The following is a 22,463-nucleotide window of genomic DNA, read 5'->3' on the forward strand; positions in this document are numbered from 1 at the left end:
TCCTGGGAGGGATACTATGACTATTCAAATGATTATTGCTTTGGCAATCACAGCACTAATGATCGTTTTAATAATGATTGATAAACTACCATTTGGTGCGCCACCATTATTTGCGTGTATATTGTTAGTTATTTTTGGAATTACTGATATTAAGGGCGCCTTTGCTGGATTTTCAAATTCGACGATTATTATGTTAGCTGAGTTTATGGCTATCATTGCCGCACTGCAGAAAACAAACTTTATTGTTGTGTTTAAAAAGACTATGTTTTCAATGGCTAATAAGGGCGGCTTCAAATCGTACATGTTGATTATACTAGTCGTCATGTTGGGCTGCAGTATGTTCGGAACAGGTTCAACCGCATATTATGTACTTACGATTGGGTTGCTTTCTACGTTACCATATAGCAAAAAACTTCCACCTTCAAAAGTAATAATGACAGCTGGCTTCGCTGCGAATCACCCTTTGGTACCATTTAATACAGCGTTGCAATATGGAATCGTTATCGCTGTTTTGGGTGCGGCAGGACAGGCAGTCAGCGTTTCTGTTTTCAAATTTGCTATTGTTAACTTATTTTTATCTCTTGGTTTTTTGCTAAACTGTATTATTCAATATAAGTTTTTACCGGATCATCCGATAAGAGACGAAGAAGATGATGAGGAAGCAGAATCAATTGAAAATGAAACCGCTTCGTTATTGCCGAAATGGAAGCAAAATGTGACTTATGCAGCATTTGTCTTTGCAGTAGTAGGAATGCTTTTTCAAGGAAGGATAGGCGATGCTGGTTATGCAATGGCAGGTTTATCGGTAGCAGTGATTTTAGTTATTGGGGTATTAGATTTTAAAGAAATTAGAGACGCAATCAGCGCGCCAATCATCTTGATGTCGGCCGGTGTTATTGGTGTCGCGGATGCTTTAGGAAGTACCGGACTTACTAATTTGGTTGGAGAAACAGTAGCCGGTGTCTTAGGAACAAATGTTAACCCATTTGTGATGATTTTTGGATTCTGTATTTTGACTAGTCTGCTTGCTACATTGACGGGGTCTACCATTGGCACAGTGTATGTATTTACGCCTTTAGCTATTGCAGTCTGCTCAAATCTCGGGTTAGATCCTACAGCAGCAGCTTGTGCGATAGTAATTTCTGGTTGGTGCGGACACTTCTTACCGATTGACGGGATGCCTGCAATGATCCTAGGGTACGGAAAGTATTCGGCAAAAGAGTTTTGGGTATTCACGATTCCTCAATATTTTATCAGATTATTTGCTTTGACTGTTGGATCATTGATCATGTTCCCTATGTAAAAAAATAAAGAGGTGTAAAAATGACTAATAAATTTGATTTAGAACATATTGGTATCAATACTGAAAATGCAAAAGAAGCAGAGGCGCTGGCTTCTCTATTAAGTAGTATTTTTAATTTAACTCCGCGTCATGGACAAAAATCAGAGTTTGCCGGGGATTATTTTGAATGTATGAGAAGTCCTTATTTAGGCAAAAATGGCCACATTGCTATGCGAACACCTGATTTAGAAAGCGCTATGGAGGAACTTAAAGAAAAGGGACTCGTTTTTAATATGGATACAGCTGCTTATGCTGAAGATGGAAAATTGAAAAATATCTATTTAGATGGAGAATTCGGCGGTTTTGCGATCCATATTTTAAAAAAATAAAACCACTTTTAGACTGCTGTCTGAAATGGATTTAAATAGTAAGACTTGTGTATTCAATATGAACTATACGCAGGTCTTCTTTTTAAAATAAAAATGGGAGGGTCATATGACAGAGTTGAATAAGAAACAACGGACAACGAAGTTTTATGCGGAGTCTACAGAGATCGTCTTGGCGAATCTGAATTCTTCAGCTGAAGGGTTAAGTGGAAATGAGGCGCAAAAACGTTTAATCGAATATGGGAAAAATGAATTGGCTGAAGGGAAAAAGAAAAGCTTGTTCATGAAGTTTGCAGAGCAGTTCAAAGATTTTATGATTTTAGTTTTATTGGCGGCAGCAATTATTTCAGCGGTAGTTTCTCATGAGATCGTTGATTCGGTCATTATTTTATTGGTTGTAATAATTAATGCGATCATGGGTGTCTTCCAGGAAGCCAAAGCGGAGCAAGCAATTGAGGCGCTAAAAGAAATGTCTACACCGAACGCCAATGTTTTAAGGGATGGCCATACTTTATCGATCAAAAGTGACGAATTAGTTCCCGGAGATATCGTGTTATTGGAGGCTGGGGATGTTATACCAGCAGATATTCGCTTGATAGAAGCTGCTTCATTAAAAATTGAAGAGGCTGCATTGACCGGTGAGTCGGTGCCAGTGGAAAAAGAAATTAGTGTACTGCCTGCAGAGGATATCGGTATTGGGGATCGGGTCAATATGGCCTTTTCAAACAGTAATGTTACCTATGGCCGCGGCAAAGGCGTGGTTGTGAATACAGGAATGAGCACTGAAGTAGGCAAAATAGCCAATATGCTAGCTCAAGCAGACGAAACAGAAACACCGCTGAAAAATAACTTAAATGATTTAGGCAAATTTTTGACAATCGCGATTATTGTAATTGCCGTTATTACGTTTATTGTCGGAACGTTGGTTAATGGGACTTCCTTTGTAGATATGCTGTTGACATCTATTTCATTGGCAGTTGCAGCGATTCCAGAAGGGCTACCAGCAATCGTTACGATTATCTTAGCGTTGGGAACTCAAGTCATGGCGAAACGTAATTCAGTTATTCGAAAATTACCAGCGGTAGAAACCTTAGGAAGTACAGATATTATTGCTTCGGATAAGACTGGGACTCTAACGTTGAACCAAATGACTGTCGAAAAACTATATGCTGATTTTCAACAAAAATCAGCTAAATCTGAGATCAATAGGAATAACATGGCATTAAAGATCATGAATTATGCCAATGATACAAAATTCTCGCAAGACGGGACATTGATTGGTGATCCGACAGAAACGGCCTTGGTTCAGTTCGGAATCGATCAGAATTTTGATATAAAAGGTTCCCTTAATAAAGAACCTCGCGTAGGAGAATTGCCTTTTGATTCGGACCGGAAATTAATGAGTACAATTCATCAACTTACTGATGGTAGATATTTAGTCGCGGTAAAAGGAGCGCCTGATGTTTTGATTCAACGGACAACGCGAGTGTTTATTGATGGTCAAGAAGAGGGATTATCTGAAAAACAAAGAAATGAAATCTTATTTAACAATGCAGATATGGCTAAACAAGCGCTGCGTGTTTTAGCGATGGCCTTCAAATATCTTGATGAATTACCTCAAGAATTGACCTCAGATGATCTTGAAAATGATCTGTGCTTTGCTGGATTAGTTGGAATGATCGATCCGGAACGAGAAGAAGCGGCTGAAGCTGTAAGAATGGCTAAAGAAGCCGGGGTACGACCGATTATGATTACCGGGGACCACAAGGATACGGCTGAAGCAATCGCTGTTCGATTAGGAATCATTCATTCAGGAAATTCCAATGCAGTTTTAACAGGAGCGGAATTGAATGAGATGAGTGACGAAGAATTTGCTAAACAAGTGTATCACTATTCTGTTTACGCCCGCGTATCACCTGAGCATAAAGTTCGGATCGTCAAAGCTTGGCAGCAAGAAGGTAAAGTCGTGGCGATGACGGGTGACGGTGTCAATGACGCGCCGTCACTAAAGCAAGCGGATATTGGTATTGGTATGGGAATTACGGGAACAGAGGTGTCTAAAGGCGCGTCAGATATGGTACTGGCAGATGATAATTTTGCTACGATCGTTGTCGCTGTAGAAGAAGGACGTAAAGTATTCTCTAATATTCAAAAAACAGTTCAATATTTATTAGCGGCGAATTTGGGAGAAGTATTGACGTTGTTCATAGCGACATTGTTTGCTTGGGACACGCTACTGCCAATTCATCTTCTGTGGATCAATTTAGTAACGGATACGTTTCCAGCGATTGCTTTAGGAATGGAACCAGCTGAAAAAGATTTGATGAGTCATAAGCCAAGGGGGCGGAGTTCGAATCTGTTTTCTGGCGGTGTTTTCAGCAGTATTATCTATCAAGGAATATTAGAAGGCGGACTTACGTTATTCGTCTATTGGTTTGCTATTAAAAATCCTGCTCATACAGCATTGAACATGCCTGAACTTTCGGAACAAGCGCTTTATACTTTACAGCATGCAGATGCCTTGACTATGTGCTTTGCGACACTTGGGTTTATGCAGCTTTTCCATGCGTTTAATGTGAAGTCTGTAAAACAGTCGATCTTTAAAGTGGGTCCTTTTCGTAATAAAACCTTTAATTGGGCGATTCTACTTTCTTTTGCCCTAATGGGTGTCATCATCCTCGTTCCAGGACTCAATGATATTTTTAGAGTTGCGTCGCTAAATGGGACACAATGGGGAGTAGTTACAGGAGTTTCCTTCTCGATTATTCCAATCGTTGAAGCTGTGAAGTTCGTTCAACGGAAACTTTTCAGTGAAAAAATAGAAGAAGCGGTGACTGAATAAAAAATAGAAGCAAAGTGTCCCCTCGCACTTTGCTTCTATTTTTTTAATTCATTTTAACGTTTTTTTGAGGCAGACATATTTCATTGTAGATGTTCCGACAATTATTGTATTGGTGTAAATCTGTTCGATGATTCCCGTTACTTTTTCCCCGTAACAATTAAATGCGGTGATTCTATTTCCGATAACTAATTCCATCAATACCCATCCCTCTCTGATGACATGCTAACACTGTAAGTAGAATCATTCTCTTCAATTATTTATAGTGAAACGAAATAATGTATAGTACGTTTTGCTTGTTATTTTCCTCGGAAAATCATTTGCGAATCGTTTTACTAAAATTTTTATTGAATTTGAAATTTAGCAGGCTTGAAACATAGATAAACGCTATAATGAATGTATTACCTAAATGTACGTAAAGAGAGAGCGAACGCTCTTTGAAATAGAGGTGTTTTGATGAGATCGAAGAAAAATGAAAAAGAAATAATGATAAAAAGACAAGAACTGTCTTTACCGGTGAAAACAGTGTTGCCGCCTGCATTGGCGGAACGAATGGAACGCTACCCAGAAAATAAACGACGTCCGGTTAACAAGACTGTTTTTAAAAATGATTTTTTTCAATTAACCTACAATACAAGAAATCATGCTATGGCAATTTCCTCAAAAGGGAATCTTGTTTATTCAGCAATTCCTTATGATACGGCTCGAAATTATATTCAACGAGCAGCGATCCAATATCTGCTTCATCCAGAAGAGATACGAAAGTATATCGAACTGCATCAAACAACGCTAGAAAAGTATTTGACGTTGAGTATTTTTCAAGTGACTGGCAATCGGGTCGATGAACAGTCATTTGAAGTAAAACAGGCTTATCATGCGATCTTGCAAAATCCGCTGTTGGAAATTCAGATCGCCGGACGCTTGATGCAGCATGATGAAACTGGTCCGTTGTCCGCCAATCTTGCGGGAAAATTTCTTTTTAGTGAAAATGTCAAAACCGGGATTGCCGGGTACATTTCTGAATACTTGAATTTTGTTGTTCAACTGGCTAATTCATTACCGTTGATGATCGACGGAAAAGAAGTTCAGCTGTTAGAGTCAGCAGGACAAAATCAGCAACTGCTTGAACAAGCTCTAACGATTCATTCGGATATTGATTCCGCTTTATCCTTACTGCCGCAAGAAGTAAAACAAGGGGTTGAGAATGCATTACTGTCCGCAGATTCGGCTCAAATGATCAATACGCAGCCGCTTTTGCGTTCAGAGTACGGTGAAGAGCTTGCTAGATTACGTGAAAACTATATTGCCCATAGTGTCCATCCAGACGAAGCAGAAAAATATTTTAAAAATGTCCATTCCTCTGAAAATCGTAATTTAGTAAATGTGGTTTCAGATATTCATGCGAGGGATGGAAAATTGCCATTTCTTAATCGCCACTTCAATATTCTTGCCGGGGATGTTTCGGATTCTCATGTCCATGATGAAGAAATTGCGGGAGTCTATGTGATCGGTGGTCACGAGTTAGTGGATGTACTGCCAGAAACAACAGATCAGACCACAGCGCAATGGGATAAATGGCGGCCGTTTTTAAACTATGAATGGTTTAAGGAGCTATTAAATGATTCAGATGAGGCTTGGTATCTATTACCGACGGGTGATCATGCGTTTTATGCCGTAATTAACAGCGAGCTTGCTGAGCGGTTTCCGAAAATGAATTTACTGAATAATCGTAGTTTAGTTCATGACGGAATTCGTTATATAGGCTTGACTATTCCAGTAGCTTTAGTAAAACGGAAAAAAGCGCAACAGAAGTTTATTTTGAACACTTTAGAAAAGCTGTTAGCTAATGATCGGGATATGCCAACTGTGATCGTTTCCCATGCCCCCTTATTCAATGAATTGAGTTTACTGCCGGAGACGAGCGAAGCATATAATAAAGAATATATCTGCGAGGAACCGATGATCGAAAAATTGTTTGAGCAATACAATATTATCGGAGCGATTCATGGGCATCATCATATTCCAGCATCCTCGCGCCGGTTCAAAAAGACGGAATTTGCTGGAAAACGACTGTTTGTAGTCTGCTCTATTTATTCGAAAGTCAATACTGGCTTCGAATTGCTTCGTTTGTTGCAAGATGAAAAAACATAAAATTTTTTTAGAGACCCACATTCTTGTACAGAATGTGAGTCTTCTTTTTTTACCCTTGAGACCGAATGATCTCTTGGGAAACCTTTTTGATTGACACTAGGTCTAAAAGACCTATAATAAACAAGCTGATATATCTAAAAGACCTATGCAATTTTGTCGGGGAGGAGGATATAATGTATGATTTACTGCTTTTAGGTTCATTGGTTACAGGTGATAAAACCGGCTATAAACTACAAAAAATTGTCGGTTCTGCTTTGCAGCCGATGCGCAAAGTTTCCAGCGGAGTGTTGTATCCTTCATTGGAAAGATTAGAAAGAGAGGGACTCGTCACTTCAACGATTTATGAAGATGGCCGAAAATTAAAGTTGTGGCAGATTACTGCAAAAGGCATGGATCGTTTTATTGAATTAATGAAAGAAAAAATTCCTTCTGATGCGAAACGAAATGATAGAATTCATTTCAAATTACGTTCGTTGGACAGTGTAACGATCCCTGAACAGTTAGATATCTTGGAAGAATTTCAGATGTTCATTGAAAAAGATCTAGCTTTCTATCAAAAAGCGCAAGAGGATATGATAGAACTTCAAACACGTTTTCCTGAAAATGCAAAGCGTTTTTGTACCTTAGCAGAGGCCTATGAGTTGGATATCCAAATTGCCACAACCAAATTAAACTGGATAAAAAAACAAATTGCTGATCGAAAATAAATGGTTTGCGATCAGCGGATTGATAGTTATAGATAGTAGGAGTGCTGATAATTTATGGAAAATTCTTCAAAAAAATGGTTTTCATTAGTCGCGATGTCTTTGGGCGTTTTCATGGGGCTTCTGGACGTTACAGTGGTAAATGTGGCGTTGCCAACAATGCAAAAGGCCTTTAATGAACCTTTCTCCCAATTACAATGGGTATTGAATGCTTACACATTAGTTTTTGCTGTTACTTTATTAATCATTTCAAAAATGGGGGATATGTACGGTCGAAAAAAAGTCTTTTTGGCTAGTCTAATTCTCTTTGTAATAGCTTCTGTAGTAAATGGGTTCGCACCGTCATTATTAGTTTTAGATATTGGACGCGGGGTCCAAGCTATTGGTGGCGCGGGTATGATGTCGTTGTCAATGGCGCTGGTGGCATCAAACTTCGATGGAAAGCAACGTGGACTAGCCTTAGGGATTTTAGGTTCTGTTATCGGCTTGTCTTCCGCTTCAGGTCCGTTAGTCGGTGGTTTGTTAGTTGATGCCTTTGGTTGGGAATCGATTTTCTTTATTAACTTGCCGATTGGGATTATTGCTGTATTAATGACGATACGTTTTGTCAATGAAACGCCGAGCTATGGAAAAGATCAAAAAATTGATTTTATTGGAATGGTTCTATCTGCCGCTGCTTTGTTCAGTGCGATTTACGGACTGATCCAAAAAGAGACACATATTGATTTGGGTTGGACAAGCCTGAAGGTAGGCGGATGGTTACTTCTAGCAGTTGTTTTCTTAGCACTATTCATTTTTGCCGAAGCAAAAGTTAAAAATCCAATGATGGATTTGAAGATGTTTAAAAACATCAACTTTGTCGGTTCCGTTCTTGTCGCGTTTGCTTTGGGATCAGGTATTTATGCGTTCAACACATACCTCACTGTGCTGATGCAAAACTATATTGGCTGGTCTGCATTTGATACGGGCATTCGCCAATTAGCGTTATCGGTTTGGTCGTTGATTTTAGGTCCGGTCGTTGGGATTCTTGGAAACAAATTTTCAAAAAAATGGATGATCGTTGCGGGCCTATTAGTCAGTGGGGCTGGTTTTATCTTTTTGATTGGTCAATTGTCGCCTACGATGGGTTACGCTCAATTATGGCCAACACTCGTCATGATCGGGATTGCCAATGGAATCGTAAATCCAGTATTGAACTCTGCGGGATTAGAAGGCGTCGCTCCTGAAGAAATGGGGATGGCATCAGGCTTGCTGAATGTTTTTCGACAATTCGGTACAAGCTTTGGTGTTGTCATTTTAGGATTGGTCGAGGCAAATCGTTATGCGGACGTGGTAAATCAACATGCAGCATCAATGCACTTACCTGAGAAATTGACGACTAGTTTGATCCAGGCGGGACCATTTTCTGGACATCAAATTGCTTTTTCCGATGCGTTGAGTAAAGCTCCGTTTGCACACGAATTACAAAAAGTTGTCGTCGATGCTTTTGATAAAGGACTGATCCAAATTTGTTATGTGGCAGGTACGATCATTTTGATCGGTGCGGTAGGGGCAGCGATTTTTATGCGTGAATCTAGAATTATAGAGTAATTATTTAGAGTAGTGAGAAATTTTTAATTTTTCATATATAATAAGAAAGAACTTTTTTATTCAGAATATATTTGTTTTTTTCGAATCGATGATCAGTATCATCGATTTTTTTTGTTATACTTAAATAAAATTAACCTAGAGGAAAGTGGTTGTTAAGGTTCGGTTTTAACTATTTGCAGCAAAAATAGACTGCACTTTTTTCTCGAAGCGTAGATGAATGTACTTTAGATTAGTGATTTGCTTGGAACCACAAATGGATAATACTCAATAGGATATGCAATTGGTTGTATAAGAAATTTTACTTAAAATGAAGCGCGCATTTATTCGTCGTGGGAGGAAAAAATGTTACCAACATCAAAAAAGAAAGAGCTATACATTTTATACTATATTTTATCTTCTGAGGCTTCTTCGTTAAAAACAATTGAAGAGGATCTAGGAATACCCGTCAGAAATGCGAAAGCGATCATTTATCGATTAAATAAAGCGATCGAAGAAAAATTGAATGATAAGAACTTTCTCTATGCGACCAATCATGGGAATATAATGGTGGACTCTGTCTACGAGTAGCGTAAATTTGAAGTTTTTTTCAAGCTGCGTTTGGCTTTTTATGAAGAATCCTCTATGTATAAAATGCTGATATTTTTGATAAATCATCCGGCAATTACGAGGGATGAGCTAGTTGATCGTCTCTTCATTTCGACATCTAGCTTCAATAGAATCTACCAGGACTTAAATCGATTTCTCAAACAGTTCGAGCTTCGAATTATCGGTAAGAACAATCATTTTCAATTTGAAGGAAAAGAACTCAATATCAGACTCACGTTGTTTCATCTAACGTATTTTGTTTATCAAGATATCGAGTGGCCTTTTACTGCGATTTCTTTGGAAACGATCGACAGTCTTCTAAGGAAAAAGTTTGATAAAATTGGTCGGGTGCAATCTGAGGCGAAAAGAAGATGCGTCTATTTTCTTTATGCGATCATTCAAACGCGCGCTGATGAAGGTCATCTTATCTCTGATGAGTATTCTTCTGATATCCATGAAATTCTGACTTTATTTCAATCATCAAAAGAGGTTCAAATTTTTAACAAACGAATTATTGAGAAGCAGTCTATTGAAACAAAGGAATTAGAATCAAGATTTGGCGAATTTTTTGGGCGTGTCTATTTTCCTGAATTAGACAAGCGCTCAGAACAAATTGATCGAGGAAAAAAAATGGCTCAAGGGAATAACAAGTTTTTAGTTTTTTCTCGAAGTGTAATTGAAGAGATCGATTGTTTATTTCAACTAACGAAGGATGATGATTTTTACCTTAGAATCTATGAATTCACTCTTTTTTTATGTTTGATCACCATTTTAGGTCCGACGTTTCCTCAATTGCATTTAATTGGCCTTCCACATTACACACGAAGTTTTGATTTCAATGAAGCGCGTATGGCTGCCATCGAAAAAGGGATCAATAAGTACTTAGATATCGCACTCTCCAAAGAAACATTGGCAGAGATCACCTCTTTTTTATATACGATCTATGAGTCGAATAGAGTTAAACCGATCAGTATCTTTTTAGAGTTTACGAAGAACTTATCCGCTGAATATGTGGTGAGAAGAAGAATCACTCAAATATACAACGGCCAATATATTTATTTTACAGATAAAATAGAGCATGCTGATTTAGTTATATTTGACGTGAATAGTGTGGCAAAGCCACTCGATAGTCATTACTTCTATTTGAGCTCTATTAACAGTAATGCATTGTGGAAAGAGCTATTCACAATCATTCAAAAAATAATTAACGATAAAACTTTTAGCTAAATATTTTTAATGCGTAGCAAATAAATGGTAAGAATCACTCTTTTTTTCGAGTGATTCTTTTTTTGTCTAACAAGTTAACGAAGCGATAAAATTAGAAATGTGTCTAGCGATATACATAATATTGGCGTTTCCATAAAAATTTGAGCCATTATAATGAAATTACTCTCAAATTGTAAATAATATAGAAATTTTAAAGAGTGGAGGTGAATGAGTGATGACTGATGAAATTTCAAAGGATCGAAGAATAAAAAAGAAACGGATAGTACTACTCCTTATACTGATACTGTTTGTCTTGTTTTTTTTACTTTTTAAGCAGCTCTATAAAAATCCGAATGTAACTATTTCAAGCGATGTTCCTGATGGAGAGTTTGCCAAAAAGCTGTCGAGTAATGAATTAGAAAAATATTTGCAAGACAAGGCAGATAAAAATTATATGAGGATTCAGATGAACCCCTCGATGCTTTTAAACAATGAGAGAGTATTGTCTCTAAAGCTAGTCAATTCTCCTAAAAATGTCTATGCTGTGCGGATAGTCACATCGATTGAAGGCGAAAAGGAAAAAATCTATGATTCAGGACTTGTTGAGCCTGGAGAATATGTAGAAAAAGGAAGACTAAAAAAAGAGCTGGATAGAGGAATTTACAAAACGCTAAATAAGGTTATGTATTACGATGATGAGCGGATGCTGGTGGGTCAAAGTAATCTGAAGGGCCAATTATCCGTTCCTGTTTAAAGAAATTAGTAAGAATTATTTGGAGGAAGAATAATGAAAATGACAAAAATTACTGGATTTGTTGCAAGTGTTTGCTTAGGGGCGTCACTACTTTTTATCAGTGGAACGACTACTTATGCTTGGACCGGAGGAATAGAAGATCCCGACACTGTGTATGATCAAGTAAAGAAGAGTGACGAAGCAATCGTTCCAGCAAATGGTGAATTTAAAACCTTTGATCCGACAAACCCGGAGGGACCTGATCCGGAAGATCCGACTGATTGGGTTGATGTCACTGTTCCGACATCAACAGATTTTGCTCAAACGGATGCCACACCATCGGGAATTATCTCACCAATCTATAAAATTACGAATAATTCCGCCAAAGGGGTAAAAATTTCGGTGAAAGATTTTCAAGATACGAATACAGCGGAATCTGCAAAAGTACCAGATTTGGCTTTAAGTATCGAAAATAAGAGTGTTGGTCTTAAAATTCCTGTTATTGAAGCGGGAAAACCAAGTGTTGCTTTGACCGAACTGGCAACACTGGCTAATAAAGGAGATGCATTGTCATTTACTTACTCTGGAAATGTCGGGTCTGGTTTTCAGTTCACTGAAGAGGCTGTACAGCCGAGCTATAGCTTGATTCTTCAACTGGAATCAGTTGTTTAAAAAGAGTCATGAAAATACATTTTTTTCTATTGATGATAATTATTGGAGGATTTCATTTTCCATCCATCAGCTTCGCTGAAACAAAAGAGGCAAGTGTCCCAACTCAAGGTCATTTTATTAAAGAATCAGGGAAGGCCTCTGTATCAAATAGTTCTACAGATTCTAGGCGTAAAATAGAAGTGGTTAAGCCGAATAAGAAAAGCTCATTGCCAAAACTAAATGAGGCATTCAATTATCGAATCGTTTTTTCAGGTGTGCTCCTGCTTTTGCTTTTTTGTCTAATGACTATTTTAAAAAATGATTCAAAGAGGTGTTAGCGTGGAAGAAAAGTGTATGAAAAGAATGAAACGGAGTGTGCGGTTTCTTTTGTGCTTGCTAATAATGGTTCATTCGATGGATCTTGCTCCGTTTGTTTTTGCGGAAAAGACGGTTTCTAAAGAGCAGCAACCTGTAGAAACGAAGGAAATGGATTTAGGGAAAGCTACTAAATCAGAACTAGAGAAATCCGAAGAAGCAGCGAGAACTTCTGACGATGAAGAAATCGAAGCTGTCACTCCTTCAACAAGCCCAGATAGTTTCGAAAATCCTTCCGAGAATGAGCAGAAAAACCAACGTTCGGAGGCTTTAAGAGCTCCCAGAATGAGTGATCTCAGCAAGGTATTAGTTCCTTACATTAATGCCAACACTGCGGACTACAGTACGATCATTTCTCCATTAATGAGACAAATCACTGGAAGTATTGCGATTGGGAAAAATGTAGGAGATAAAGCTTCTTTTTCACAGAGTAATAACAATGGGTATAGAAGGTTCTTTTCTTTTTCAGATGGATTTATGGATTATTGGATCACTGCTCGTCATTTTGCTACAGTCACTAATTTTCGTTCTTTGGATTCAAATCCAGGATTTAAAGGAACTTATGGGGTGAACTATGGTAAAAATGATCTTGGTGTTGAGCGTCTCTTATCTCCCACAACAGCGTCTTCTTTTGAGTTTACTTATGAACCACAATTAGAAGTAACAAAGCTTGAAACATATTTTAAAGGGACTCCGAACTTGTTTCGTTCGGAAGAAGGGTACAGCTACTACAAAGGGGATGCGAGGAAAACTGTAGGAGAAATGTATATGCCGGCTCTTTCAATGACGATTAATGGGCCTCCATCTGTTGACTTGATATTAGGATCTGACATGACTATGTTGAGGAATAAAATCAGTGAGCGGCTCAGTGTCTCAGTCGGAGGTTCTACAATTTCTCAAGATGCGTACGATATTTTTATTGATAATACGCCCACCGTCAATAAGGTTGGTGAACAAGAGATAAGCTATACGGTTAAGTGGAATCAGACCCCAGAAGTCAGTGCTCAGGGGAAAACAAAGTTGAAGGTAACTTGGGGAAGTACGATTGCTATGGGCGGATTGGATAATACCCAGCAACGAACGACGGCGGCTTTTACCCTACAGTCAGGGAACGCTAAAAATATTACGATCTCACAAGGAAATAGTGACGACAATTATTCTATCCATCACTATTTTTCAGGAAAGAAATATTACAGTTTTGATTGGTTTGATTTAAAAAATCTATCAACTGTTCATCTAACGCCAACTAAAAAGGGAAACCAACATATTGAAGCAAATGGGGATGAGCTGAAGCAAGAGGCTCTTAAGAAATGGCAACCTCAACCTGTCAATACGGGTGATATTGTGCATGCATGGACGGCTGAAGGAAAACAGTACTTTACTGAGAATGAACAGCTTAATTGGGCGGAAGCGGATAACTATTATGAGGTCACAAATCAAGGATTCAAAAAATTAACTCTCAATCAATTGAAGCCGTCAAAACAAACGATCAATTATGGAATAAACAATAGCGAATTAGATAAGAACATTGGAAAATATTTAGATACGAGTAAATTCGGAAATCTCACAGCGAAAAAATTTGTGACATACCCTGATACAAGTCAGCAAGGGGATACCAAAGGAACCATTCAAATAGAAGAAACCACAACAGCTGGGAAGAAACTTACCTATGATTATGATGTTCCATTTACGGTGGAGCGCTTAACAGCGAAGGGAAAAGCCGGCACCAGTTCTTTAGGGCAATCAATCGACTGGAAGAACTATGTTCAAGAGGTTCAGTTGAATGGTCAAAACATAAGTCAGACGGATTATTCAGTAACGTTACTAAATAATTTGTCTTTGGATACAATTGGAAAAAAAGGCGTGAAATTGCGGATATCCTTGAAAAGTGATCCGACAAATTTTGTAGACATTGATACCAATCTTGATATTAAATGGGGGACTACGATCAAAATTGGCGGAATTGAGCTTCAAGGATCACCATCAGACGGACGATCAGTTGCAGCTTTTAGTCTACAGACTGGAACCACAAAAGTTATCACTGGTACGCAGGGAAATCAAGATGATAATTACGCGATCCATGATTTTTTTGCCGGGAAAAAATATTACAGCTTTGATTGGTTTGATTTGAAAAATCGTTCCTCTAGCCACTTTGAACCTAATAAAGTAGGGAATCAGCATATTGAAGCAAGTGGAGATGAGTTTAAACAAACAGCATTAAAAAGATGGAAGAAGCAAACAGTGTCCATTGGGGATGTAGTCAATTCCTGGATGCCGGAAGAGAGACAGTATCTTTATGGGAATGAAAAACCTGTTTATCATGGCCGAGATAATTATTATGAAATCACAAACAACGGCTTCAAATTGTTAAATTTAAATAAGCTGAAAGTTGAAAAGCAGTCAGTAAATTTTGGCATGAGTCAAACAGCGTTAGATGATCAGCTCAAGCAGTATTTAGACACTAGCAACTACAATAATATTGTCGCAAAAAAATTTGTGAAGTATCCAGAAACGGATAAACAAGGTGCTACAATGGGGACTATTCAAATAGAAGAAACAGCAACTAGCGGGAAGAAACTTACGTATGATTATGAGGTCCCATTCTCTGTAGATTCTCCAGAAGCGGCGACAGCTGATGCGGTGACTCAGATTGTTGAGCTTAAAGGCTCTCTACCTGATGATGCGATGAAGGTTTTGGCCAATATTCAATATGATGGAGACAAGACCGATCTGAAAGCAAAATACAACAAAACTCCAGATACATCTGTTATGGGACCTGCGAAAGCGGAGGTGGAGTTAAGCGCTCTAGATGGCAAGAAAACGACTATCACAATCCCGGTATTTGTGAAAGATGACTACACAGTGGTGAAAAATGATTATGCCATCCAGGCTTCAGGGTTCACTCTTTATAATGGAGAGGTCAAAAAGGCAGAGGAGTCCAATCGTTTAGATGCGTTCATCATGAATAAAAGTTTGGCAAAAGCGTGGAATGTCCATACTGGTTCAGTGGAGACAAAAAATCTAACGATTGTGAAAAATGATATTCAAAGTAAGCCGGGCACCTACAAGGTGATCTTTGCACTAAATGATACGAATAAAGAAATCGATGTGAATGTTCTTGCAGATAGTGAATTAGTAGATATGACTGTTCCGGTTGCGACGAAATTTGCGGGAATCGATGTGGATAAAGGAAAAGTAAAATCTCCTAAATACAAAATGACGAATAACTCTTCTATTGAAGTGGGGGTCTCGGTAAGCAAAATTCAAGTAAAATCGAATTCTGCGCAAATAAAATTGCTAGAGCAACATGAACCTGATCCAACGGAAAAGGAGAATACTGTCAAATTATCGCTGAGTCTCTCAGAAAACTCGGAAAATATTTTGCTAAGCATGGTGCCTTCTACGACTAATCAACCGGTGTATGATCTGCTTTCTGGCGAGAGTGGAACAGTTGAAATAAAAGGAAGATACTTTGGTGATTTTTCAGCTATTAAAAAGTTAGAGTATCAGATTTTCTATTCTTTTGATGTCTTATTTGATAGTTAAGGTAGGAATAGATAACGAATAAGAAAGAAATCCAGTTCACAAGTTGAACTGGATTTCTTTTTGGTTTGGTCAAAGAATAAATTTCAAGTTATGAGTACAAAATTAGCGAACTCATATAAAAAAAGAATCTCTTTTTTGTTTATGGTTTAAATAAAGTAATTGCTTTGTTGCATAATGGCATTCGACCTATAATTTTCTAATTTATATTCAGGTTGCAAATTTACCATAGAATAAGACGTCATTTTTTTCATTCAAATGGAAATTTAAGAAATTTTGCTAATTTTGAATTAATCACTAATTTTAAAGAACGGTAATTATTATTAAAATAACGAATCAAAGTAAGTGTGTTTGTGTTTTTAATGATCGGAAATCGCCCACTTAAAAACAGTTTTATACGAGGGACTAGCTAGCTTATTACAAGATTATTTTATAACGCAGATACGCAAAAATATATTATTAGGCAAGACTAAAAATAAAATGATAAAAAATCTATGGTTATTTATTACGGAACATTACAATTGTCATAAAATTAATTTCTTGTTAATTTCCATTTAACTTAAGTTGAATGAAAATTTTTTACTGGCGCCGCTAAAAAATAGCTTTGAGAAATTATTTTTAGGGGGATGGAAAAATTGAAGAAGGATTATCGAAAGTTAATGGATCAAAAAGCACGAGCGAAACGAAGATCAAAAAAATATGTATACGTAGGAACCACAGTTGCCACAGGATTATTACTGGGATTGACCCCAGTCACCATTTCAACACCGCTCTTTTCAATTCATTCAAGTCAGGCGTATGCAGCATTAATTGATGGTCAATTATTCAGCAGTTTGAGCTCCTCAAATTCGAGTGGGACAACTGATGGCAATCCTTTTCCAATTGAAAATACGAATAGAAACGTAGATTTCACTATTTCTGCAGACAGCGGCATTGATTTAAGTGTTCTTCCAGGAAATAGACTTGCTGTGCTGGCAATTCCGGAGGGACTTCGAGGACACGTAACTCCTAATGGTGTCGGAACACTTTCAACAAATATTTTACTTCCTGAAAATGGGCTGGCCCCTTTAATATCTGTCGTTGATGGTGCAACAACTACCTTAGTCAATTCTATTAATACATTGATAAATTCAAATCCATTATTGAATATAAATTTAGATGATGTCTATGCTCAATTAAATCGTTTGGAAAGTTTGAGTAATCTAACTGCAGCAGACGTAGCGTTACAATTGCAGGCGCAAGGAGATCAATATATCTATGCGGATATTGATGGTGTTTTAGAGACAATAATTCGAGAAAATGTTATAGAAATTCTCAATGATCTGAACAATGCCGTCCAAGCTCTTACAATTACGGGGACAGGTGCAGGGCTCTTGAATCAGACATTGAATTTGACTATAAAACCAGTTTTTAATGCCACTTTCGATACAGCTCAAACATTAGTGAATGTTGGTTCAACTTTGCTTGGTGATTTAGTAGATGCAAGCGTTTTAGGTGGAACAACCGTCACATTACCAACAACGATCACCGACCCCACCCCACAAGATTTAGTTAGCCAAGGCGTAAATTTGGCGAATCCATATGAGGCGGGTTTCTTAGCAACAATTGTGAAGTCTAATATCATTTCAATTGATATCGCATCAGAAAATGACGGCTATACGCCAATATTTTACAAAGCGGCAGCGGTAACTGCACCGTATGATGTAGCCGTCACTGGTACTTCATCGACGGGGTATGAAGTTACAGGATATGCCGACCCTAATACTACAGTAAGAATCTATAAGGATGATGTGCTAATTGCGGAAGGCCCGACTGATGAAACCGGTAAATTTACAATTCCAGTTTCTGCAGAAGATGTTGATGCCTTAGATGAAATTGAACTGATCGCGTATGATCAAAATAATATTCCTAGTTTGCCGACCCCGGCAATCATTCCAGATGATGATGAAACTGATGCTGACGCCGATGCTGACGCCGATGCTGACGCCGATGCTGACGCCGATGCTGACGCCGATGCTGACGCCGATGCTGACGCCGATGCTGACGCCGATGCTGACGCCGATGCTGACGCCGATGCTGACGCCGATGCTGACGCCGATGCTGACGCCGATGCTGACGCCGATGCTGACGCCGATGCTGACGCTGATGCTGATGCTGACGCTGACGCCGATGCTGACGCCGATGCTGACGCTGATGCTGACGCCGATGCCGATGCTGACTCTGATGCCGACGCCGATGCTGACGCCGATGCCGATGCTGACGCCGATGCTGACGCCGACGCTGACTCTGATGCCGATGCTGACGCCGATGCTGACGCCGATGCTGACGCCGATGCCGATGCTGATGCCGACGCTGACTCTGATGCCGACGCCGATGCTGACGCCGATGCTGATGCTGATGCCGACGCTGATGCTGACGCTGATTCCGACGCTGATGCTGACGCCGATGCTGACGCCGATGCCGATGCTGACGCCGATGCTGACGCCGACGCTGACTCTGATGCCGATGCTGACGCCGATGCTGACGCCGATGCTGACGCCGATGCCGATGCTGATGCCGACGCTGACTCTGATGCCGACGCCGATGCTGACGCCGATGCTGACGCCGATGCTGACGCCGACGCCGATGCTGACGCTGATGCTGATGCCGACGCTGATGCCGACGCTGACGCTGACGCTGATGCCGACGCTGACGCTGATGCTGATGCCGATGCTGATTCCGATTCCGATCAAGACAGAGGAGTTCCGTTAATTGCAGATAATCAAAGCACGCCCCCAGCTGCTTCGGCTAGAGGATATAGTGCTAGTGGAACCGGAAGTGTCGGGAATGGTGGGACTAGCTATACCGGAAGTTCCAAACAATACCCAGCAACAGGTGAGGATACTGAAAGCCACTTAACAGCGTTAGGGGCATTGGCTGCATTCTTTTCTGGGATCGGCATATGGAAACTTAAGAAAACAAAGAAAGAAGAATAGAAAGGGTGGATTGATGAAGGGGATAACCTCTTCATCAATCTTTTGTGGGTGATAAAATGTCTATTCAAATAATTGAAAATAAATTCCAAGTAGTAGAAGAACTGCTTAGTAAGATGAAAGTAAAAAGCGTGAGTCCGATGCTAATTATCAGTACTGGTGAAATTGCAGGGCGTAGCCAAGTGATTGAGCTATACGGGGAAAGTTATCAAACGGTTTGGAGCGATTTTTTATCATACTATAAAAAAAATTGTCTTGAACAGGCGCCATATTTTCGAATTGATATCGTGACTGAGGAAAAGGGAATTACCTTCCAGCAGTTGCAAGAGTTGATTGGCACGGTAAAAAGAAATAACTACGGTGATTTCAATTTTCGCGTGGATGGAAAAAAGAAATATAGTTTTATGATGGAAGAATTGGTTGGAAATGCTATTTTGAAACCTAGCAAGGAACACAAAGTTGGACGAAATCTTCCGAAACTTTTGATAGATGAACAGAATTATCGAGGCTATATAAAAAGAAAATATGGGTTAAAGAATGCGAAGGTAACAGAGCTATCAAAAAATTCACTTTATTTATTTAAAACAAAAGCTTTCTTTTTCGAAAATGAGCAAGTTTTTCCCTTGATTGATTACGGAAATGGAAATCGTGTTCGGGAGATTTCGGATTCAAATTTAGATCAAATGACGGATGTGGTGATTAAAAAAGGTAGTGACTATTTGGAACATCAGTTATCAGAGAGCGGACAATTTATTTACGGGTATTTTCCATGTTATGACCAAAGAATAAAAGGCTATAATTCTGTTCGACATTTCTCTTCTTTATATGCACTAGCCGAGTCAATTGGATATACAAATGATACAAAGATGATTCCGTTACTTGAACAAGGAATTTCTTGGGGAATTAATCAGTTAACATCAGAAATGGAAGGCTATCTTTTAGTGAAGGAACCTTTAAGTTCAAATGTAGAATACAAGCTGGGCGCACAAGCAACAGCTATTTTAGCAATTGGTAAATATAGCGAAATAACGGGTGACACGCAGTTCTATCCAATTTTGAAGAAATTAATCATTTCTGTAAAAGATAAATTCATAACGAATGACAACCATACGATTCATGTTTTGGATGAGAAGTTAAAAATCAAAGAGCGATTTAGAATTGTTTATTATGATGGTGAAATTCTGTTTGCCCTGCTTCGTGCCTATGGTATTTTCAAAGAAGCAAAGATTATGCAGATTTGTGAGGACTTGATGAATCAGTTCATTGTCGATGGGTATGAAAAGTATCATGACCATTGGCTTAGCTATGCGACAAACGAAATGCTGTGCTACCAGGAAAAGAAGGAATATTATCAGTTTGGTCTAACGAATGTGCTCGGCAACATCAATTTCATTGATAAACGCGATACCGCTTACCCGACGATGCTAGAATTACTCGTTGCGGCTTCTAAAATGATTGAAAAGCTATCTATTAGTGAGTTGAAAATAGAATTTTTCCAAAGCTCAGAGGAATTTGACCAGGTAAAAAATCGGATCAATTCTGTAATGAGAAAAAGAATCCAGCATGAGTTAACGACTGGAGTCATGTTCCCAGAGTTTGCTCAATTTTTTAAACAACCAAGTACAATCGGCTACGGATTTTTTGCTAGACATGACCGTTTTAGAATGAGGATCGATGATGCTGAGCACTTTTTATCTGGTTTAATTAATTACCGACTGCATACAATTAAGGAGGAAGAGTTATGGTAGGAACAATCAGGTTTATCGCATTAGTTTTGATTGCTCTGTCCTATTTCCTTATGCGCTTGCGGAAAAAGAAAGAGCATAAAGTACATTCGACCCATGACGAACTTAAAAATTTTAAAAAAAACGAAGAGGGACTTTATCCATGGGAAGCAGATACGAATGATTCGCCGAATCGAATCCCAGCAAATGCGAAGCGTTATGTTAATAAGGCAAAACTAAAACGTGGAAGATGGTAAAAAATAAGCAAAGAGGAAGCAGCACACTTCATCTTTGCTTATTTTTATGAGAATAACTGCATCAAAAATCCAGAAATAATTAAAACAATCGCTCCGCCTAAGCGGTTACCCATTTGTGCAAAAGCGATTAGTTCCATTCGGTTCGCGGCAGATAATACGGCAACATTACCGGTTCCGCCCATTGAATTGTTACATAGTCCAGCAGTAATAGTTGATTCGACAGGGTACAGACCAAATAGACGACCAACGAAGCCGGAAACCAATGAAATAACGACCACGCTTGTTAAACATAAAACAACAAATTGCCATGTTAATGCAGAAGCTAGAACATTTAAGTTCAACAAGGCAATACCAATACCGGCAAGTACAGCGGCAGTCAAATTTTTAACGATCAAGTTGTTGAACATGATTGCTGCGTCCTCATAATATTCAGGTAAGACATTCGTAATTTTACAAATAACGACGATGATGATCATGAAAGCATAGGCATGGATTTTTGGAACGAAGAAATTACAGATTTGCCCCAAAATGAAGAAGGTCAAGGCGACCATCATCCCTACACCAAGCTGAGCGATATCGGGCTTTACTTCACGCGGTTTGCCATCGCCAAGATCGCCTTTTTCCATTAGTTTTCCGTTACCGTTCAATTTAGGTAATGATTGACCTGCACGAGCAACTAAAGCAGCACCAATAATTGCTAAGACATTGGTCATGGCTGTTGCTGGGATCAAGCGGGAAATAATCGAAGAAGCATCGGTTCCTAAGACATGAGCATAAATCGTTGATAATGGAACTGCTCCGGCACCAACACCACCGGCCATTGCAGGCAATGAGATATAGAGAACAGAATTCGCAAAGCCGTTACCGATCAACATCCCCACCAACCCTACAGCAAAGAAAGAAACGACCATTGAAATAAGTGCTACGGGAATAAAACGAACAGAAGCTTTCATCAATAATTTACGATTCATACCAAGGATACTACCAGTAATCAAAGCTGCAATGTAAAAGTCTAAGAAGCCCATGTTGCTGACAAAGTTTTGAGTTGATTTCACAACCTCATCAGGTAAAATACCGAAAGTCGCAATTGCAGCAGAAGCAAAGATCGCAAAAACTGATCCACCACCTAAATAGCTTTTAACGATCGGAATTTTGTTGCCGATAAAGTGGAATAAGTTCCCAAAGATTACAAGAATAGCGATCGGGCCGATCATGTTTGTTGGTAATTTCCCTAAAGCCATCGCCACGATTAGAACAACGACCATGATCAAATAAATGGGAAGGCTAACGCCTGTGATTTTAGTTGACCAGAAGCTGGTCTTTTTTTCTTCAACTGGCAGCGCAGTTGCTGTTTCTTTTTGTGCCATTTTAAAAGATCCTTTCTTTAATGAAACTATCTATGAATTCATAAAAAAGGGGGAGTAGAGAATATCTACTCCCTCATTTTAGAGAGTTTTTTATCAAA

Annotated in this window: 16 protein-coding genes; 14 read left to right on the forward strand and 2 right to left on the reverse strand. The window is 38.9% G+C overall.

Annotated elements, in window-relative coordinates; genetic code table 11:
* Positions 1-16 precede the first annotated feature (16 nt).
* The 3 genes from IGI38_RS17480 (at position 17) to IGI38_RS17490 (ending at position 4,510) form a co-directional block, all read left to right on the forward strand.
* Positions 17-1,303, forward strand: coding sequence for an SLC13 family permease (locus tag IGI38_RS17480; protein ID WP_438732921.1), 1,287 nt, complete (start codon positions 17-19; stop codon positions 1,301-1,303).
* A 20-nt stretch (positions 1,304-1,323) separates the two neighbouring features.
* Entirely contained in the window at positions 1,324-1,671 is a 348-nt protein-coding gene (locus tag IGI38_RS17485; protein ID WP_438732923.1) for a 2-dehydro-3-deoxyphosphogluconate aldolase, read from the forward strand.
* 106 nt (positions 1,672-1,777) lie between these two features.
* Entirely contained in the window at positions 1,778-4,510 is a 2,733-nt protein-coding gene (locus IGI38_RS17490) for a cation-translocating P-type ATPase (protein ID WP_438732924.1), read from the forward strand.
* A 48-nt stretch (positions 4,511-4,558) separates the two neighbouring features.
* Here the strand turns inward: IGI38_RS17490 and IGI38_RS17495 are convergent, their stop codons facing one another.
* Entirely contained in the window at positions 4,559-4,705 is a 147-nt protein-coding gene (locus tag IGI38_RS17495; RefSeq protein WP_438732926.1) for a hypothetical protein, read from the reverse strand.
* Positions 4,706-4,963: 258 nt separating this feature from the next.
* Between IGI38_RS17495 and IGI38_RS17500 the strand changes: the two genes are divergently transcribed.
* From IGI38_RS17500 to IGI38_RS17550, 11 genes are all read left to right on the forward strand, one after another.
* Positions 4,964-6,658 (forward strand): metallophosphoesterase family protein, encoded by a 1,695-nt coding sequence (locus IGI38_RS17500; protein ID WP_438732928.1) that lies wholly within the window; start codon positions 4,964-4,966, stop codon positions 6,656-6,658.
* 173 nt (positions 6,659-6,831) lie between these two features.
* Positions 6,832-7,365, forward strand: coding sequence for a PadR family transcriptional regulator (locus IGI38_RS17505; RefSeq protein WP_438732930.1), 534 nt, complete (start codon positions 6,832-6,834; stop codon positions 7,363-7,365).
* A gap of 54 nt (positions 7,366-7,419) precedes the next feature.
* Positions 7,420-8,952, forward strand: coding sequence for an MFS transporter (locus tag IGI38_RS17510; RefSeq protein WP_438732932.1), 1,533 nt, complete (start codon positions 7,420-7,422; stop codon positions 8,950-8,952).
* Between the two features lie 342 nt (positions 8,953-9,294).
* Positions 9,295-9,519 (forward strand): hypothetical protein, encoded by a 225-nt coding sequence (locus tag IGI38_RS17515; RefSeq protein WP_438732934.1) that lies wholly within the window; start codon positions 9,295-9,297, stop codon positions 9,517-9,519.
* Positions 9,520-9,549: 30 nt separating this feature from the next.
* Entirely contained in the window at positions 9,550-10,764 is a 1,215-nt protein-coding gene (locus IGI38_RS17520; RefSeq protein WP_438732936.1) for a helix-turn-helix domain-containing protein, read from the forward strand.
* A 214-nt stretch (positions 10,765-10,978) separates the two neighbouring features.
* Entirely contained in the window at positions 10,979-11,497 is a 519-nt protein-coding gene (locus IGI38_RS17525) for a hypothetical protein (protein WP_438732937.1), read from the forward strand.
* A 33-nt stretch (positions 11,498-11,530) separates the two neighbouring features.
* The gene (locus IGI38_RS17530) at positions 11,531-12,148 is read left to right on the forward strand and encodes a hypothetical protein (RefSeq protein WP_438732938.1); all 618 of its coding nucleotides are present in this window, start codon (positions 11,531-11,533) and stop codon (positions 12,146-12,148) included.
* A gap of 333 nt (positions 12,149-12,481) precedes the next feature.
* Positions 12,482-16,048 (forward strand): hypothetical protein, encoded by a 3,567-nt coding sequence (locus IGI38_RS17535; protein ID WP_438732939.1) that lies wholly within the window; start codon positions 12,482-12,484, stop codon positions 16,046-16,048.
* A 632-nt stretch (positions 16,049-16,680) separates the two neighbouring features.
* A complete protein-coding gene (locus IGI38_RS17540; RefSeq protein WP_438733399.1) occupies positions 16,681-19,020 on the forward strand; it encodes an adhesive domain-containing protein in 2,340 nt (779 codons plus the stop codon).
* Between the two features lie 56 nt (positions 19,021-19,076).
* Positions 19,077-20,765, forward strand: coding sequence for a hypothetical protein (locus IGI38_RS17545; RefSeq protein ID WP_438732941.1), 1,689 nt, complete (start codon positions 19,077-19,079; stop codon positions 20,763-20,765).
* Positions 20,759-20,998: a hypothetical protein gene (locus IGI38_RS17550; protein WP_438732943.1), complete on the forward strand. Its 240-nt coding sequence runs from the start codon at positions 20,759-20,761 to the stop codon at positions 20,996-20,998. The genes IGI38_RS17545 and IGI38_RS17550 overlap by 7 nt, the downstream gene beginning before the upstream one ends.
* A gap of 44 nt (positions 20,999-21,042) precedes the next feature.
* Here the strand turns inward: IGI38_RS17550 and IGI38_RS17555 are convergent, their stop codons facing one another.
* The gene (locus IGI38_RS17555) at positions 21,043-22,365 is read right to left on the reverse strand and encodes a 2-hydroxycarboxylate transporter family protein (protein WP_438732945.1); all 1,323 of its coding nucleotides are present in this window, start codon (positions 22,363-22,365) and stop codon (positions 21,043-21,045) included.
* Between the last annotated feature and the right edge of the window lie 98 nt (positions 22,366-22,463).

Origin of the sequence: Enterococcus sp. AZ128 (genome assembly GCF_051714485.1) — a bacterium.
Classification (GTDB): Bacteria; Bacillota; Bacilli; order Lactobacillales; family Enterococcaceae; genus Enterococcus_A.

Excerpts from the sequence above, each read along its gene's own strand:
- IGI38_RS17515 (WP_438732934.1), top strand. The coding sequence starts at position 9,295 with ATGTTACCAACATCAAAAAAGAAAGAGCTATACATTTTATACTATATT.
- IGI38_RS17510 (WP_438732932.1), top strand. The coding sequence starts at position 7,420 with ATGGAAAATTCTTCAAAAAAATGGTTTTCATTAGTCGCGATGTCTTTG.
- IGI38_RS17530 (WP_438732938.1), top strand. The coding sequence starts at position 11,531 with ATGAAAATGACAAAAATTACTGGATTTGTTGCAAGTGTTTGCTTAGGG.
- IGI38_RS17545 (WP_438732941.1), top strand. The coding sequence starts at position 19,077 with ATGTCTATTCAAATAATTGAAAATAAATTCCAAGTAGTAGAAGAACTG.
- IGI38_RS17490 (WP_438732924.1), top strand. The coding sequence starts at position 1,778 with ATGACAGAGTTGAATAAGAAACAACGGACAACGAAGTTTTATGCGGAG.
- IGI38_RS17480 (WP_438732921.1), top strand. The coding sequence starts at position 17 with ATGACTATTCAAATGATTATTGCTTTGGCAATCACAGCACTAATGATC.
- IGI38_RS17505 (WP_438732930.1), top strand. The coding sequence starts at position 6,832 with ATGTATGATTTACTGCTTTTAGGTTCATTGGTTACAGGTGATAAAACC.
- IGI38_RS17500 (WP_438732928.1), top strand. The coding sequence starts at position 4,964 with ATGAGATCGAAGAAAAATGAAAAAGAAATAATGATAAAAAGACAAGAA.
- IGI38_RS17495 (WP_438732926.1), bottom strand. The coding sequence starts at position 4,705 with ATGGAATTAGTTATCGGAAATAGAATCACCGCATTTAATTGTTACGGG.
- IGI38_RS17525 (WP_438732937.1), top strand. The coding sequence starts at position 10,979 with ATGACTGATGAAATTTCAAAGGATCGAAGAATAAAAAAGAAACGGATA.
- IGI38_RS17555 (WP_438732945.1), bottom strand. The coding sequence starts at position 22,365 with ATGGCACAAAAAGAAACAGCAACTGCGCTGCCAGTTGAAGAAAAAAAG.
- IGI38_RS17485 (WP_438732923.1), top strand. The coding sequence starts at position 1,324 with ATGACTAATAAATTTGATTTAGAACATATTGGTATCAATACTGAAAAT.
- IGI38_RS17535 (WP_438732939.1), top strand. The coding sequence starts at position 12,482 with ATGAAAAGAATGAAACGGAGTGTGCGGTTTCTTTTGTGCTTGCTAATA.
- IGI38_RS17550 (WP_438732943.1), top strand. The coding sequence starts at position 20,759 with ATGGTAGGAACAATCAGGTTTATCGCATTAGTTTTGATTGCTCTGTCC.